At 53.1% G+C, this 16,216-nt stretch carries 13 protein-coding genes and 7 tRNA genes; 3 read left to right on the top strand and 17 right to left on the bottom strand.

What is annotated here, in order from left to right; genetic code table 11:
* Window positions 1–140 precede the first annotated feature (140 nt).
* Window positions 141–1,316: a 3-demethoxyubiquinol 3-hydroxylase gene (gene ubiF, locus FHW74_RS13645; RefSeq protein ID WP_183170941.1), complete on the top strand. Its 1,176-nt coding sequence runs from the start codon at window positions 141–143 to the stop codon at window positions 1,314–1,316.
* A 93-nt stretch (window positions 1,317–1,409) separates the two neighbouring features.
* On the opposite strand, the gene FHW74_RS13640 is transcribed toward ubiF, so the two are convergent.
* The 12 genes from FHW74_RS13640 to nagB form a co-directional block, all read right to left on the bottom strand.
* Window positions 1,410–1,484, bottom strand: a tRNA-Gln gene (locus FHW74_RS13640).
* Between the two features lie 38 nt (window positions 1,485–1,522).
* Window positions 1,523–1,597, bottom strand: a tRNA-Gln gene (locus FHW74_RS13635).
* Window positions 1,598–1,602: 5 nt separating this feature from the next.
* Window positions 1,603–1,679, bottom strand: a tRNA-Met gene (locus tag FHW74_RS13630).
* A 29-nt stretch (window positions 1,680–1,708) separates the two neighbouring features.
* A tRNA-Gln gene (locus tag FHW74_RS13625) sits at window positions 1,709–1,783 on the bottom strand.
* A gap of 35 nt (window positions 1,784–1,818) precedes the next feature.
* Window positions 1,819–1,893 (bottom strand) — tRNA-Gln (locus tag FHW74_RS13620).
* Between the two features lie 20 nt (window positions 1,894–1,913).
* Window positions 1,914–1,998: transfer RNA gene (locus FHW74_RS13615), tRNA-Leu, on the bottom strand.
* Window positions 1,999–2,005: 7 nt separating this feature from the next.
* Window positions 2,006–2,082: transfer RNA gene (locus tag FHW74_RS13610), tRNA-Met, on the bottom strand.
* Window positions 2,083–2,330: 248 nt separating this feature from the next.
* Window positions 2,331–3,995, bottom strand: coding sequence for an asparagine synthase B (gene asnB / locus FHW74_RS13605; RefSeq protein ID WP_125294546.1), 1,665 nt, complete (start codon window positions 3,993–3,995; stop codon window positions 2,331–2,333).
* Between the two features lie 285 nt (window positions 3,996–4,280).
* The gene (locus FHW74_RS13600; protein WP_183170940.1) at window positions 4,281–5,033 is read right to left on the bottom strand and encodes an HAD-IIA family hydrolase; all 753 of its coding nucleotides are present in this window, start codon (window positions 5,031–5,033) and stop codon (window positions 4,281–4,283) included.
* Window positions 5,034–5,094: 61 nt separating this feature from the next.
* Window positions 5,095–6,315 carry an N-acetylglucosamine repressor gene (locus FHW74_RS13595; protein WP_183170939.1) on the bottom strand — a complete coding sequence of 407 codons (1,221 nt, stop codon included), beginning with the start codon at window positions 6,313–6,315 and terminating at the stop codon, window positions 5,095–5,097.
* Between the two features lie 8 nt (window positions 6,316–6,323).
* Window positions 6,324–7,472 carry an N-acetylglucosamine-6-phosphate deacetylase gene (nagA, locus tag FHW74_RS13590; protein WP_183170938.1) on the bottom strand — a complete coding sequence of 383 codons (1,149 nt, stop codon included), beginning with the start codon at window positions 7,470–7,472 and terminating at the stop codon, window positions 6,324–6,326.
* Window positions 7,473–7,495: 23 nt separating this feature from the next.
* Complete coding sequence (gene nagB, locus FHW74_RS13585) at window positions 7,496–8,296, bottom strand: glucosamine-6-phosphate deaminase (RefSeq protein ID WP_183170937.1); 801 nt, start codon at window positions 8,294–8,296, stop codon at window positions 7,496–7,498.
* Window positions 8,297–8,620: 324 nt separating this feature from the next.
* On the opposite strand from nagB, the gene nagE reads away from it, so the two are divergent.
* Together nagE and glnS are read left to right on the top strand one after the other, a co-directional pair.
* Entirely contained in the window at window positions 8,621–10,657 is a 2,037-nt protein-coding gene (gene nagE, locus FHW74_RS13580; RefSeq protein ID WP_183170936.1) for an N-acetylglucosamine-specific PTS transporter subunit IIBC, read from the top strand.
* A gap of 176 nt (window positions 10,658–10,833) precedes the next feature.
* Window positions 10,834–12,501: a glutamine--tRNA ligase gene (glnS, locus tag FHW74_RS13575; protein WP_183170935.1), complete on the top strand. Its 1,668-nt coding sequence runs from the start codon at window positions 10,834–10,836 to the stop codon at window positions 12,499–12,501.
* Between the two features lie 70 nt (window positions 12,502–12,571).
* Here the strand turns inward: glnS and FHW74_RS13570 are convergent, their stop codons facing one another.
* From FHW74_RS13570 to ybfF, 5 genes are all read right to left on the bottom strand, one after another.
* Entirely contained in the window at window positions 12,572–13,186 is a 615-nt protein-coding gene (locus FHW74_RS13570) for a helix-turn-helix domain-containing protein (RefSeq protein WP_183170934.1), read from the bottom strand.
* A 302-nt stretch (window positions 13,187–13,488) separates the two neighbouring features.
* Window positions 13,489–13,941 (bottom strand): ferric iron uptake transcriptional regulator, encoded by a 453-nt coding sequence (fur, locus tag FHW74_RS13565; protein ID WP_125294538.1) that lies wholly within the window; start codon window positions 13,939–13,941, stop codon window positions 13,489–13,491.
* A 292-nt stretch (window positions 13,942–14,233) separates the two neighbouring features.
* The gene (gene fldA / locus FHW74_RS13560) at window positions 14,234–14,764 is read right to left on the bottom strand and encodes a flavodoxin FldA (protein WP_167509311.1); all 531 of its coding nucleotides are present in this window, start codon (window positions 14,762–14,764) and stop codon (window positions 14,234–14,236) included.
* 150 nt (window positions 14,765–14,914) lie between these two features.
* On the bottom strand, window positions 14,915–15,196 hold the full coding sequence (gene ybfE / locus FHW74_RS13555; protein ID WP_183170933.1) for a LexA regulated protein: 282 nt from the start codon (window positions 15,194–15,196) through the stop codon (window positions 14,915–14,917).
* Window positions 15,197–15,338: 142 nt separating this feature from the next.
* On the bottom strand, window positions 15,339–16,106 hold the full coding sequence (ybfF, locus tag FHW74_RS13550; RefSeq protein ID WP_183170932.1) for an esterase: 768 nt from the start codon (window positions 16,104–16,106) through the stop codon (window positions 15,339–15,341).
* Between the last annotated feature and the right edge of the window lie 110 nt (window positions 16,107–16,216).

Genomic DNA, 16,216 nt, shown 5'->3' with positions numbered 1-16,216 from the left:
CTCATTGCTTAAGTTAACCGCCGTAATGCAGGGCGCGTATTGTAATGCTTTGACGCTGCCGTGACCAGTGGCGAGGATTGCGACGCCAGCTACCCGAAAATCCGGTAAACTGAATTAACTGGGTTTAAGGATAAATGACCATGGCAAATCAACCAACTGAAGTCGCCGTTATCGGCGCAGGCATGGTGGGCGCCGCAATCGCACTGGGGCTCGCGCAAAACGGTTTTCAGGTCAGCGTGATTGAGCACGCGCCGCCCGCGGAATTTGACCCGGCGTCGCCGCCTGACGTGCGTATTTCGGCGATAAGCGCCGCATCCGTGGCGCTGTTGAAGCAGCTTGGGGTATGGGATGAGATTCTCGGCATGCGCGCCCATGCCTGGCGACGGCTGGAAACCTGGGAGTGGGAAGCCTCCCACGTGGCGTTTGACGCCTCTGAGCTGAAGCTGCCGGAACTGGGCTTTATGGTGGAAAACCAGGTGCTGCAACGCGCGCTGTGGCAGGCGCTGGCGCAGCATCCCTGCGTCACGCTGCGCTGCCCGGCGGCGCTTACCCAGATGCATCGGCGCAATGACGTCCATGAACTGACCTTTGAAGACGGCAGCATTCTGGAGGCGAAGCTGGTGATCGGGGCCGACGGGGCGAATTCACGGATCCGTGAGTGGGCCGGTATCGGCATTCACGCCTGGAACTACCCGCAGTCTTGCCTGTTGATTTCGGTGCGTTGCGCCAACGATCCCGGCGATAGCACCTGGCAGCAGTTTACCCCGGATGGTCCGCGCGCTTTCCTGCCGCTGTACGATAACTGGGCGTCGCTGGTGTGGTACGACAAACCGGCGCGTATTCGCCAACTGCAAAGTATGTCGATGGAACAACTGGGCCGCGAGATCGCGCTGCATTTCCCGCAGCGTGTCGGTAACGTCACCCCGCAAGCCTGCGGCGCCTTTCAACTGACCCGCCGCCACGCGCTGCGCTACGCCCAACCGGGCCTGGCGCTGGTGGGCGATGCGGCGCATACCATCCATCCGCTGGCGGGGCAGGGCGTCAACCTGGGCTATCGCGATGTGGACGCCTTGTTGGACGTGCTGGTACGCGCCCGCAGCCATGGCGAGCCCTGGGCGAGCTATGACGTATTGCGCCGTTATCAGATGCGTCGCCAGGGCGACAATTTCCTGATGCAAAGCGGTATGGATTTGTTCTACGCCGGGTTCAGCAACGATTTGCCGCCGGTGAAGCTGCTGCGCAATATTGGCCTGATGGCGGCTGAACGCGCGGGCGTGCTGAAGCGCCAGGCGCTCAAGTATGCGTTAGGGCTGTAAAGCGCGCTACGCCGTCCTTAGTGAACCTAAGGACGGCGAATTGAGGGGATCGCAGAAAACAAAAAAGCTCGCCGAAGCGAGCTTTTTTAAGAGTGGCTGGGGTACGAGGATTCGAACCTCGGGATGGTGGAATCAGAATCCACTGCCTTACCGCTTGGCGATACCCCAACAGGGTGCGGCTGCTGACGCAATCCGTCTTTTTAAATTGGCTGGGGTACGAGGATTCGAACCTCGGAATGGTGGAATCAGAATCCACTGCCTTACCGCTTGGCGATACCCCAAAAGGTGGTGGCTACGACGGGAATCGAACCTGTGACCCCAGCATTATGAGTGCTGTGCTCTAACCAGCTGAGCTACGTAGCCAAATTGTGTTTCGACCAGCCAAAACTGACTGGCTGGGGTACCTGGATTCGAACCAGGGAATGCCGGTATCAAAAACCGGTGCCTTACCGCTTGGCGATACCCCAATGACACCGTGCATAAGCACAATCGTCAGAAAAGGTGGCTGGGGTACCTGGATTCGAACCAGGGAATGCCGGTATCAAAAACCGGTGCCTTACCGCTTGGCGATACCCCATCCGTGCAACGGGAAGATAATGGTGCGGGAGGCGAGACTTGAACTCGCACACCTTGCGGCGCCAGAACCTAAATCTGGTGCGTCTACCAATTTCGCCACTCCCGCAAAAAGATGGTGGCTACGACGGGAATCGAACCTGTGACCCCATCATTATGAGTGATGTGCTCTAACCAGCTGAGCTACGTAGCCATCTTTTTTTTGCGTTACCTTATCGGCGTTGCGGGGCGCATTATGCGTATTGGGCCTTGCAGCGTCAACACATTTTTTCCCGAAAAGCGCCTGATAATCGTTGTTTGACTAGCTTGCGAACAGCTTGACGAAATATTCAGCAGTTATTGGTTATTTAACGCGTGGATAGCTGATAATTAACGTTTTCAGCATGGGTTACGCCCAGTAAAAAAGGAGCCCGCAGGCTCCTGTTTCACGGTTGTTACCGTTTATTTGTAGGCGGACTGATGCACGCCTACCGCACGGCCAGACGGATCGTTCATGGTTTTGAACGCTTCGTCCCATTCAATTGCTTTGGCGGAAGAGCAAGCCACTGACGGGCCGCCAGGTACACACTCTGCCGCGCTCGGCACCGGGAACAGCTCTTCGAAGATTTCACGGTACAGGTACGCTTCTTTGGAAGACGGCGTGTTGTACGGGAAACGGAAGCGCGCGGTTTCGAGTTGCTGGTCGCTCACCTGCTGGGCCGCCACTTCTTTTAAGGTGTCGATCCAGCTGTAGCCGACGCCGTCAGAGAACTGCTCTTTCTGACGCCATGCCACGCTTGCCGGCAGATAAGATTCAAAGCATTCGCGCAGCACGTGTTTTTCCATCTTGCCGTTGCCGCACATTTTATCCTGCGGGTTGATGCGCATCGCCACGTCGAGGAATTTTTTATCCAGGAACGGCACGCGGGCTTCCACGCCCCAGGCGGACATCGCTTTGTTGGCGCGGGCGCAGTCAAACATATGCAGCGCTTGCAGCTTACGCACGGTTTCTTCATGCAGCTCTTTAGCATCCGGCGCTTTATGGAAGTAGAGATAGCCGCCGAACACTTCATCGGAACCTTCGCCGGACAGCACCATTTTGATGCCCATGGCCTTGATTTTACGCGACATCAAATACATCGGCGTTGAGGCGCGAATGGTGGTCACGTCATAGGTTTCAATGTGATAAATCACATCGCGGATGGCATCCAGCCCTTCCTGCACGGTGAAGTGAATTTCATGGTGCACGGTGCCCAGGTGGTTCGCCACTTCCTGCGCGGCTTTCAGATCCGGCGCGCCTTTCAGGCCGACGGCAAAAGAGTGCAACTGCGGCCACCAGGCTTCGCTGCGCTCTTCATCTTCCACGCGGCGTGCGGCGAATTTTTTGGTGATAGCGGAGATCACCGAGGAGTCCAGGCCGCCGGAAAGCAGCACGCCGTAAGGCACGTCAGACATCAAATGGCTTTTAACGGAATCTTCCAGCGCCTGGCGCAGAGCGTTTTTGTCGGTGACGTTGTCTTTAACCGCATCGTACTCAAACCAGTCGCGCTGATAGTAAGAACGGATTTCGCCGTCCTGGCTCCACAGGTAGCTGCCAGCCGGGAATTCTTTGATGGTGCGGCATACTGGCACCAGCGCTTTCATTTCTGACGCGACATAGAAGTTGCCGTGTTCATCGTGGCCCATATACAGCGGGATGATGCCGATATGGTCGCGGCCAATCAGGTAAGCGTCTTTTTCGCTGTCATACAGTACGAACGCGAACATGCCCTGCAGATCGTCGAGGAATTCCGGGCCTTTTTCCTGATACAGCGCCAGGATCACTTCACAGTCAGAACCGGTCTGGAACTGATAGCGGTCGCCGTATTCGGCGCGCAGGGCCTGATGGTTGTAGATCTCACCGTTCACCGCCAGCGCGTGGGTTTTGGCTTCGTTGTACAGCGGCTGTGCACCGGCGTTGACATCAACAATTGACAGACGCTCGTGGGCGAGGATGGCTTTATCGCTGGCGTAAACGCCAGACCAGTCCGGGCCGCGGTGGCGCATCAGGCGAGACAGTTCCAGCGCTTTTTTACGCAGCTCGCCTGCGTCAGTTTTAATATCCAGCACACCAAAAATCGAACACATAGACTTCTCCATTAACCTGGCGGTGATGTTGTTTGTCGGCGCACGGCGCGCTTTACAGAGCCGAGTGCGTTGCTATGTCTAAGAAAATGCCGCATACCAGGCCGTTGTGGCAAGGTTTTTCCGCCTGCTTAAGTGAAAAGTTCAATGGTCGTTGCGGATTGCTAAAAAAAGGACAAGATTTAAGCATCATTATTGATGAATCCTCAATAAAATCGCTTTTTAATTAGATGGAGCTTTTTGATATGGCGGTAAAAATAACGAAGCCACGATATACGTGGCTTCGGCTCAGATAACGTCGATTTCCGCGACGGAGGGGTAAATCCATGAAGGCCGGAACGGCATGGCGTCGATATCATTTAAGGTGGAGACCCCGGAGAGCACCAGAATCGTTTCCAGACCGGCCTGGAAGCCCGCCAGAATATCGGTACGCAGGTTATCGCCGACAATCACCGTCTGTTCGGAATGGGCCTGCATCTTATTCAGCGCGGCGCGGATAATCCACGGGCTTGGTTTCCCGACGTAAAACGGTTTACGCCCGGAGATCTTTTCAATCCCGGCGCACAGCGCGCCGCAGGCCGGGTAGAAGCCGCGACCATGCGTATCGGGGTTAGTGGCGATAAAGCGCGCGCCGTTCGCCACGAAGAACGCGGCCTTATGCATCATTTCCCAGTTATAGGAACGAGTTTCTCCCACGATCACAAAGTCCGGGTTGATATCGGTAATGGTAAAGCCAGCTTTGTACAGCTCGTGGATTAACGCGCCTTCGCCCACCACATAGGCTTTTTTGCCTTCCTGGCGGCGCAGAAAATCGGCGGTAGCCATGGCGGAGGTATAAAACACGCTGTCCGGCACATTGATGCCCGCAGAGGCAAAACGGTTAGCGAGATCCTGGCCGGTTTGCGACGGATAGTTGGTCAGCAGCACCAGCGGCAAGCCTTTCTCCAGAATACGGGACAGAAATTCGCTCGCGCCGGGCACGGCCACGTTGTCGTGCATCAGCACGCCGTCAATATCACAAATTACGTTCTGAATGGTCATGGACTACTCTGGTCTGCCTGAAAGATAAGAAGTAACTATAACGGAAATGGCACTGGCGATTTCAACTTTCCAGCAAGCGCTGTAACAGTATCCCGTTAAGCATCGCGCGTTTAACCAGGGCGAATGCGCCAATGGCGGAGCGATCGTTGAGGGATGAGCGTACCACCGGCAGGTTTTTGCGAAACGCCTTGAGCACCTGGGTATTGATGCAGCCTTCGATAGCGGGCAGCAGCACTTTTTCTGCGCTGATGATTTCCCCGGCGATGACCACTTTCTGCGGGTTGAATAAATTTATCGCGATTGCTACAGCCTTGCCGAGATGACGCCCGACATGCTCAATCACTTCGCTGGCCAGCGGATCGCCACGATTAGCGGCTTTGCAGATGGCTTCAATATTACAGTCGTCAACGGTGAGACGGCTCTGGTAACCCCGCTCCAGCAGATGGCGTACTCGCGCTTCAATGGCGGCATTAGCGGCAATGGTTTCCAGACAGCCAAAGTTGCCGCAATGGCAGCGTTCGCCCAGCGGATCTACCTGGATATGACCGATTTCACCGACGTTGCCGTTACGGCCAATAAAGATCCGCCCATTGGAGATGATGCCTGCGCCAGTGCCGCGGTGTACGCGCACCAGAATAGAGTCTTCACAGTCGCGGGTTGCACCGAAATAGTGCTCAGCCAGCGCCAGGCTACGGATATCGTGGCCCACGAAGCAGGGGAGGTTAAAGCGTTTTTCCAGTTTGTCGACCAGCGGCCAGTCTTCCACGTCGATATGCGGCATATAGCGCACCACGCCGGTATCCGGGTCGACCAGGCCTGGCAGGATGACAGAGATGGCGATCAGTTCGCGGATTTTACGCAGGTTGTTTTCGCGAAATTGCGCGATGGCGTTGAACAGCGCGTGCTCCAGCGTCTGCTGGGTGCGTTCGGGCAGGGCGAAATGCTCTTCCGCCAGTGCTTTGCTGCTGAGATCGAACAGTGTCAGCGTGGCGTCATGGCGACCCAGCCGTACGCCAATAGCCTGGAAACCGCGGGTTTCGGTAATGATCGAGATAGCGCGGCGGCCCCCGGTGGAGGCCTGCTGATCGACTTCTTTGATCAACCCGCGCTCAATTAACTGACGAGTGATTTTGGTGACGCTGGCGGGTGCGAGCTGGCTCTGTTCGGCAATCTGAATGCGCGAAATCGGTCCGTGTTGATCGATAAGGCGATATACCGCCGCGCTGTTCAGTTGTTTTACCAGATCAACATTACCAATTTGAGCCTGTCCGCCAGTTGTCATGCCTTTTCTTACTCTGTGACGACCTCGTTGCCATTAACGATGGTCTTGATAATTTTGTAATCGCGGGTAAAGGCGGTCAGGTTGGCCACTTTCCCGGCTTCGATTGTGCCGAGGTCTTTATCCACGCCCATTGCGCGAGCCGGGTAGAGCGACGCCATGCGCAGCGCTTCATCCAGCGCGATGCCAACATGCTCGACGAGATTATGCACGCCTTCGATCATGGTCAATGCAGAACCGCTGAGGGTGCCGTTCTCATCCACACACAGCCCGTTGCGGTAGTATATTGTTTTACCGGCAAAAATGAACTGATCGATATCAGCACCAGCCGGGGCTGTGGCATCGGTGACAAGGCAAAGTTTATCGCCCTTGATCTGCTTCGCAATACGGACATTGGCGTAGTCAACATGCAGGCCATCACCGATAATGCCGCAATAAAGATCCGGTTCATCAAAAATCGCGCCCACCAGGCCCGGTTCGCGCCCGGTGATATACGGCATGGCGTTAAATAAGTGGGTCGCAAAGCCGATACCCGCACGAAAGCCGATTTTGGCTTCTTTATAGGTAGCGTTGGAATGCCCTGCGGAAACGATAATGCCTGCCGCCACCAGTTGGCGAATAAACTGCGGATCGACTTGCTCTGGCGCCAGGGTGACTTTGGTAATGACATCGGCGTTTTCACACAGGAAATCAACCAGTTCAGCATCAGGCTTACGGACGTAATCGGGATTATGGGTGCCTTTTTTCACCAGATTCAGCCACGGGCCTTCAAGATGAAGACCCAGCGCCTGGTTCGGGTGCTTCACCAGATATTCGCGCATCACGCGAATGCCTTGTTTCATTAATTCGTCGCTGCTGGTAATCAGCGTGGGAAGATAACTGGTGCAGCCGGATTTTTCATTGGCGGACTGCATAATCTCCAGCGTCTTCACCGTGACGGCGTCGGCGGTATCGTTAAATTGAACGCCGCCGCAGCCGTTGAGCTGCACATCAATAAAACCGGGGGCAATGATGGCGCCGCCGACGTCGCGCTGTTCGATGCCGGATGGTAATTCGGCAACAGGACAAACGCGTTCAATCAGGCCATTCGCGATAACAATCGCGTGGTCGTCCAGAACTTCATGGCCGGTATAAATGCGGCCGTGGATTAGTGCGTACATAGTGACCCCCGGTAAATACTGACTTAAAGACCTTTAATATTTTCTGCTTCGAGTTCGGTGAAGTATCTCAGCGTCTTCACTTTGAGCTCCATGGTAGACGGCTCATCACAAACAATCACCGCTTTCGGATGCAACTGGAGGCAACTGATGGTCCACATATGGTTGACGTTACCTTCAACCGCCGCCTGCAGCGCCAGCGCTTTCACATGGCCGAGCACCAGAATCATCACTTCTTCAGCATCCAGCAGGGTGCCTACGCCCACGGTCAGGGCATATTTCGGCACCTGGTTCACATCACCGTCAAAGAAACGGGAGTTCGCCACACGGGTGTCATGCGTCAGGGTTTTAATACGGGTGCGGGAAGCCAGCGACGATGCCGGTTCGTTAAACGCGATATGGCCATCATTGCCTACGCCGCCCATAAACAGGTGAATTTTGCCATAGGAGCGAATTTTTTCTTCATACTGACGGCATTCTGCGTCAATATCCGGCGCGTTGCCATCCAGCAAGTTGATGTTTTCAGCCGGGATATCAACGTGGTCGAAGAAATTGCGGTGCATAAAGCTGTGATAGCTTTCCGGGTGCTCTTTCGGCAGGCCGACGTATTCATCCATGTTAAAGGTGACAACATGTTTGAAGCTCACCTGGCCCGCTTTATGCATCTCCACCAGGGCTTTGTACGCTTCCAGCGGCGTGCCGCCGGTTGGCAAGCCCAGCACGAAAGGACGATCCGCAGTCGGTTTGAACGCGTTAATGCGATTCACAATATGGCGCGCTGCCCATTTACCGACCTGCTGTGCCGTTGCCAGGGGAATCAGTCTCATCATTCACCTCAATTAGTTAATTTAAAACAGACGGGCGGAACATACATTTAGTGTAAAACGGTTCCCTTTATACTGCCTGGCAGGAACGTTCCGTCTTGATTTTTTGAATCATAAAATAAGTTTTGAGAGTTAGCCAGTGTGACAGGAGGTGTATAGCGATATTTGGTGATAAATCTCACAAAAAATGCGTGTTTAATTTGCGATACGAATTAATTTTTCACACACTTGCGGTGTGATGCGCAACGTCACCGCATTTTTCAAGGTTGGTTACACAATAAAAAAACGGCTTTGAAAGAGCCTTATCAGGTCTCATAGGGGGATAAAGTGAGTATTCTAGGTTATTTGCAACGAGTAGGCCGGGCGCTAATGGTGCCGGTTGCTACCCTACCTGCAGCAGCAATTTTAATGGGGGTAGGTTACTGGATTGACCCGGTTGGCTGGGGTGGAGATAACGCGCTTGCGGCATTCTTCATAAAGTCTGGTTCTGCCATTATTGATAACATGTCTGTTCTGTTCGCCATCGGTGTGGCGTACGGGATGTCTAAAGATAAAGACGGTGCGGCGGCGCTCACCGGTTTTGTCGGCTTCTTAGTGTTAACGACCCTCTGCTCGCCGGCAGCGGTCTCGATGATCCAAAAAATCCCTGCCGATCAAGTCCCTGCGGCGTTTGGTAAAATCAACAACCAGTTCGTTGGTATCCTGGTGGGGATTATCTCTGCGGAACTGTACAACCGCTTCAGCGGCGTTGAACTGCCGAAAGCGCTGTCATTCTTCAGCGGCCGTCGTCTGGTGCCGATCCTGACTTCCTTTGTGATGATTGTGGTGGCGTTTGCCCTGATGTACGTCTGGCCGATGATTTTTAATGGCCTGGTGACATTTGGCGAACATATCCAGAAACTGGGTTCCGTGGGCGCGGGCGTTTATGCCTTCTTTAACCGTCTGCTGATTCCGGTCGGCCTGCACCACGCGTTGAACTCCGTGTTCTGGTTCGACGTCGCGGGCATCAACGATATTCCTAACTTCCTGGGCGGCGCACAGTCTATCGAATCCGGTAAAGGCATTGTGGGTATCACAGGCCGTTATCAGGCTGGCTTCTTCCCAATCATGATGTTTGGTCTGCCTGGCGCGGCGCTGGCGATTTACCACTGCGCGCGTCCGGAAAACAAAGCGAAAGTACTGGGTATCATGATGGCGGGCGCGTTTGCGGCCTTCTTCACCGGTATCACCGAACCGCTGGAATTCTCCTTCATGTTCGTGGCGCCGGTGCTGTATGTGATCCACGCCATTCTGACCGGTATTTCGGTATTCATCGCGGCCAGCATGCACTGGATTGCCGGCTTCGGCTTCAGCGCCGGTCTGGTGGATATGGTGCTGTCTACCCGTAACCCGCTGGCGACGCAGTGGTACATGCTGATCGTTCAGGGGCTGGTGTTCTTCGTTATCTACTACGTGGTGTTCCGTCTGGTTATCACCAAATTCAACCTGATGACTCCGGGTCGTGAACTGGCCGTTGCCGGTAGCGAAGCAGATGGTCAGGATGTAAACGTCAGCGGCACCAAAGAGCAGGATGTCACTGGCCTTGCGCGTCAGTACGTGGCGGCAGTAGGCGGCTCCGATAACCTGACCGGTATCGACGCCTGTATTACCCGTCTGCGTCTGTCTGTTAAAGACTCTTCCCGCGTTAACGAAGCCCTGGCGAAACGCCTTGGCGCAACCGGCGTTATTCGTCTCAATAAAACCGGCGTACAGATTATCGTTGGCTTTATGGCGGAAAAAATCGCCGATGCGATGAAAACTGTCGGCAACGTCCCTGCCGCCGCGCCGGCTGCCGGTGAAACTGTACCCGCCGCTGCGCCGGTTTCGACGGCGAAACCGCAGGCTACGCCGAATACCACCGCCACTATCGCAACGCTGGTTGCGCCGGTGACCGGTGAGGTGGTCGCGCTGGACGCTGTGCCGGACGAAGCTTTCGCCAGCAAAGCGGTTGGCGACGGCGTGGCGATTAAACCGACGGCGAAAACCGTGGTTGCGCCAGCCGCAGGCACCATCGTTAAGATCTTTAACACCAACCACGCATTTTGCCTGGAAACTGAAAACGGCGCTGAAATCGTTGTCCATATGGGGATTGATACAGTGGCGTTGAACGGTCAGGGCTTTAGCCGCCTGGTGGAAGAGGGTGCTGAAGTGACTGCGGGCCAACCGGTACTGGAAATGGATCTGGACTTCCTGAATGCCAATGCGCGTTCCATGGTAAGCCCGGTGGTTTGCAGCAATATCGACGACTTTAGCGGCCTGGTGATTAAGGCGCAGGGTCAGGTTATTGCCGGTCAGACCCCACTGTATGAGATTAAAGGCAAATAATCGCTCCTGAGTAACAGGTTGCCTTAAGCGGCGGAAGAGAATTCCGCCGCTTTTTTTATGCAAAATCGCCGCAACGCAGCGGTAATTGTGTTTTTGTGCAACTAAGGGTTGTGTCCCGTCTTAGGTTATAAGATCATTCACCGTTATCTATTTTGCGAAGCTTTGAGGAATGTGCGATGAGTGAGGCTGAAGCCCGCCCGACTAACTTTATTCGCCAAATCATTGATGAAGATTTGGCCAGTGGAAAACACTCCACTGTTTATACCCGTTTCCCGCCTGAGCCGAACGGTTATTTGCATATTGGCCATGCAAAATCGATCTGCCTGAACTTTGGCATCGCCAAAGATTATCAGGGCCAGTGCAATCTGCGTTTCGATGACACTAACCCGGTAAAAGAAGATATCGAATACGTTGATTCCATCAAGAACGACGTCCAGTGGTTAGGTTTCCAGTGGTCAGGAGACGTGCGTTATTCCTCTGACTATTTCGACGCGCTGCATCAGTATGCCGTTGAGCTGATCAACAAAGGCCTGGCCTATGTTGACGAACTCTCACCAGAGCAAATTCGTGAATATCGCGGCACTCTGACGCAGCCGGGTAAAAATAGCCCGTTCCGCGATCGCAGCGTGGAAGAAAACCTCGCGCTGTTCGAAAAAATGCGTACCGGTGGCTTTGAAGAAGGGAAAGCCTGCCTGCGCGCGAAAATCGATATGGCGTCGCCGTTTATCGTGATGCGCGACCCGGTGATTTACCGGATTAAATTTGCCGACCATCACCAGACCGGCAGCAAGTGGTGCATCTACCCGATGTACGACTTTACCCACTGCATCTCTGATGCGCTGGAAGGTATCACCCATTCGCTGTGTACCCTGGAATTCCAGGACAACCGCCGCCTGTATGACTGGGTACTGGATAACATCACCATCCCGGTTCATCCGCGTCAGTACGAGTTTTCTCGCCTGAATCTTGAGTATGCGATCATGTCCAAGCGCAAACTCAATCTGCTGGTGACGGAAAAGATCGTCGAAGGCTGGGATGACCCGCGTATGCCTACCATTTCAGGTCTGCGTCGCCGCGGTTATACCGCTGCCTCTATCCGTGAATTCTGCAAACGCATCGGCGTGACCAAGCAGGACAACACGGTAGAAATGGCTGCGCTGGAAGCCTGCATCCGCGAAGATCTCAACGAGAACGCCCCGCGCGCGATGGCGGTTATCGACCCGGTGAAACTGGTGATCGAGAACTACCCGCAAGGCCAGAGTGAAATCGTTGCGATGCCGAACCACCCGAACAAGCCGGAAATGGGCAGCCGCGACGTGCCGTTCAGTGGCGAAGTGTGGATCGACCGCGCTGACTTCCGTGAAGAAGCCAACAAGCAGTACAAGCGTCTGGTGCTGGGTAAAGAAGTGCGCCTGCGTAATGCTTATGTCATCAAAGCTGAGCGTGTAGAGAAAGATGCTGAAGGCAATATCACCACTATCTTCTGTAGCTACGACGCGGAAACGCTGAGCAAAGATCCGGCGGATGGCCGTAAAGTGAAAGGCGTGATCCACTGGGTAAGCGCCAGCCATGCGCTGCCGATTGAAATTCGTTTGTACGATCGTCTGTTTAGCGTGCCGAACCCTGGCGCAGCGGAAGATTTCCTGTCGACCATTAATCCGGAATCGCTGGTCATCAAACAGGGCTTTGGTGAGCCGAGCCTGCAAAATGCGGAGATGGGCAAGGCGCTGCAGTTTGAGCGTGAAGGATATTTCTGCCTCGACAGCAAGTATTCCACCTCTGAGCATTTGGTATTCAACCGTACCGTAGGGTTACGCGATACCTGGGCGAAAATCGGGGAATAACCTGTCATGAAAAACGCCGCGTAATGCGGCGTTTTTTTTGGAGGAAATCCGTAGGAGATGACTGCCTGTATCAACTTAATTTTTCTGGCAACTGATTGACCGACAGCAATTTGCCTCTTTTAACGTCAATGTGATTTTTAGCGCGCATCGCGGATAACACTTTCATGACGATACTGCGAGATAAATTGGTTCGTTTGACGATAAAATCCGCCACGTTGATTTTTGCCCGCATAAACTCATCCAGTTGATTAAGGTGCTGAATGTTTCCCTTAATCATTTGATAGCTATTTCGGCCCATCATCATCTCATCCCGATAAAGTAAGCATTCAATATGCCAGGACAAAATGGAGGGAATTAAGTTCAGCGCTTGATGCTCTTCAAGGCGCTGCATAAAGTTATCCAGAGGCACTAATTGGAAGTGGCACTGTGTATCGGCATAAATACGCAGGTAGGACAAACTACGGGGGTTGCCGCTTAACCCATATAGCGCCGGGGCTGTTTGCTTTTCCAGTAATAGTCTGTCGCTGCTGCGAATGATTGAGAACTGCCCGCCATGAATTAGCGTAACGGTATGCGATTTTATCGGTATTAAGGTATATCTTTCAACGCGTGTAAGTTTGTTATAGTCAGTGAATAAATCCGCTAAGCGATATAATTCAGCGAGAGGTTTCTGCGGTAATGTCATAGCGGTTAACCAGATTTATCTTATCGAATGTGATGTTGCTCACTATTTTAAAGGATGGTTTTTTTAAACCGCAATCAAACAAACAGGTCATCTTGATAATTGGCGGGAAAATATATTATAACCAGTTGATTTAAATGCTTTTTGATATATTCTTAAAACATAATTTCCTTATTTTAGTCATTACAGGATTTACTTAAATGATCCTTTATTTAGCAAGAATTGATAATTACTTTATTGGAATTTGAGACATAAAAAAACCGACATTAGTCGGCTTTTACTGGAATTCATGATTCTGGAAAAATTTATTTTTCCGCGATCTCATGCGCATTTTCGTCTTCGCGGCAATCGCCTTCAGCACAATGCCCATACAGATACAGGCTATGATTCGTTAAGCGAATACCATGGCGGGACGCAATTTCACGCTGGCGCGCTTCGATTGAATCATCGCTAAATTCAATCACTTTGCCGCAATCCAGGCAAATGAGGTGATCATGATGATGCTGTTGGGTCAGTTCGAAAACCGATTTACCGCCTTCGAAATTATGACGCGTGACGATGCCAGCATCATCGAACTGGTTCAGCACACGGTAAACCGTCGCTAAACCAATCTCTTCGCCCATGTCGATCAAGCGCTTGTATAAATCTTCCGCACTGACATGGTGGTTGTCCGGCCCCTGCAACACTTCGAGGATTTTTAACCTCGGAAGCGTGACTTTCAGGCCAGCTTTCTTCAATGCGGTATTGTTGTCAGTCATGCGGAATTTGTCCTGTTACGTAACGATTCGCTCCTCAGGGAGCAAGAGATCGAATGCAAGGCATTATGCGTTTCATTATAGAACTGCCATGCCTAAATGAAAACTGCAACAGCCTTGCTAAAAAATGCCCAAAATCGTGGCGCGGCCTGCATTTGTTGCAAAATCACCCGATGCGTAAGGCATGTATTGTACAGGTCTGTAGGCAAAAGTTAAAAATTTGTAGCAATTATTTTTATCGCTTTTGCCTATCAATGGCAGAAAAAAGCGCTAACGCATTTAGCGCCCGGGTTCATCAGGCGTTGATGATGTCCTGCAGATGCAGCTCTTCAGAAACCTGTTTGACCCATTTTTCAACGCGTTCGGCGGTGAGTTCTGGCTGGCGATCTTCATCGATAGCTAAACCCAGGAAGTGATCGTCATCCGCCAGACCTTTAGAGGCTTCAAAGTGGTAACCTTCGGTCGGCCAGTGGCCAACAATGGTTGCGCCGCGCGGTTCGATAATGTCGCGCATGGTGCCCAGCGCATCACAGAAATATTCCGCGTAGTCTTCCTGATCGCCACAGCCAAACAGGGCCACCAGTTTATTATTGAAATCGATCTCTTCGAGGGTAGGGAAGAAGTCATCCCAGTCGCACTGCGCTTCGCCGTAGTACCAGGTCGGGATGCCTAACAGCAGAATATCAAAACTTTCGAGGTCTTCTTTGCTGCTTTTAGCAATATCACGCACTTCAGCCACATCTTTACCAAGCTGTTTTTGAATCATTTTTGCGATATTTTCAGTATTGCCGGTATCGCTGCCGAAGAAAATGCCTACGATTGCCATGAGTAAAATAACCTCTTGAAACTTAATGAGATGGTTGAGGCAAAAAGCCTACAGATAGGGCAATCATAGCAGAACAGACTAGCAGGCGGAAATCTCTATCACGGCCATGTGCACAGTCTGCTACATCGCGCCGTTTTTTTTAGATAACTCTCAGTCCTTGAGGGCGGCGAGCTGGGACAGCAGAATATCTTCGATTAATTCGCTGCGGCTAATATTGCGGGCTTCCGCCAGCATGTTGAGCGCCTCAACCGCTTCAGCGTTAAGTTTGAGCTCAACGCGCTTGAGCCCACGCACTTTGTCACGCTTTAACTGGTTACGCTTATTGATGCGTAGCTGTTCGTCGCGTGACAGCGGGTTAGTTTTGGGTCTGCCCGGGCGGCGTTCGTCCGAGAACAGATCTAATGTCGTACGGTCCGTTTGTTCTTTGGCCATAATGCGCGTTTTGACAGGGAAAACAGGGTGCAGGAGCGGGGCTCGGATGCAGTTAAGCGCGCCATCATACATGAGGGAATCCGGCGCGCCAACGCGTTAACGGCACTCTCACTTATCAGCCGCTCTCTTTTTAACCAGCTTGTCACTCGGCATCGAGGTAGCGGCGGATGGCCCGCACCACGGCCTGCGGTTTTTCAGCATGAACCCAGTGACCCGCGCCAGCCACCACGTGCGCTCGCGCCTGGGGGAATTGAGCCAGCAGCGCGTCGCGATGGGTTTCATCCACATACGGCGAATTGCCACCGCGAATAAACAGCGCGGGATGATCCCAGGCGGGCACCGTTTCCCAGCCGACAATATGTGAATATTGATCCCACAGGACCGGCACGTTGAAGCGCCATTCGCCCGAGGCGAATGACTTTAACAGGAACTGAATCACACCGTCTTCCGGGATATGCTCGCGCATCAGCGCCGTCGCCTCCTGGCGCGAGGTAATGCCTGCGTCAGTGACCGCATTGATCGCAGCGAAAATCTCATCGTGCCGCCGCACCTGGTAATCTACGGGCGCAATATCGATCGCCACCAGTTTATCGATGCGTTGCGGCGCGATGTTGGTTGCCGCCATTACCGCTTTGCCCCCCATGGAGTGGCCGATAAAGGTGGCTTTGTCGATACTCAGTGCATCAAGTGTATCAATCAGATCCTGGGCCATGGCCGGATAAGTCATGACATCGCTGCGCGGCGATAACCCGTGGTTGCGCATATCCACCTGGACAACGTCAAAATCGCCGATCAGTTCGCGCGCCAGCACGCCAAGGTTATCGAGGCTGCCGAACAGACCGTGAACCAGCACGATCGGTGAGGTGTTATGCGATTGTTGTGCAGATTGCACTCGGGTATGTAATTTCATGGCAAAGTTCTTTTTTTGCAGGTGTCAGGTTAGGGTATTATGTTGAACATTCTGCCGCCCGGTCGCAAGATCCAGTTAAATCTGACTTTTGCCGCCACCCTGGCTTGACG

This window comes from Atlantibacter sp. RC6 (genome assembly GCF_014193285.1).
Lineage (GTDB): Bacteria > Pseudomonadota > Gammaproteobacteria > Enterobacterales > Enterobacteriaceae > Atlantibacter.
Note: the sequence above shows the minus strand (reverse complement) of the source record. Positions and strands in the feature narration are given on the sequence as shown.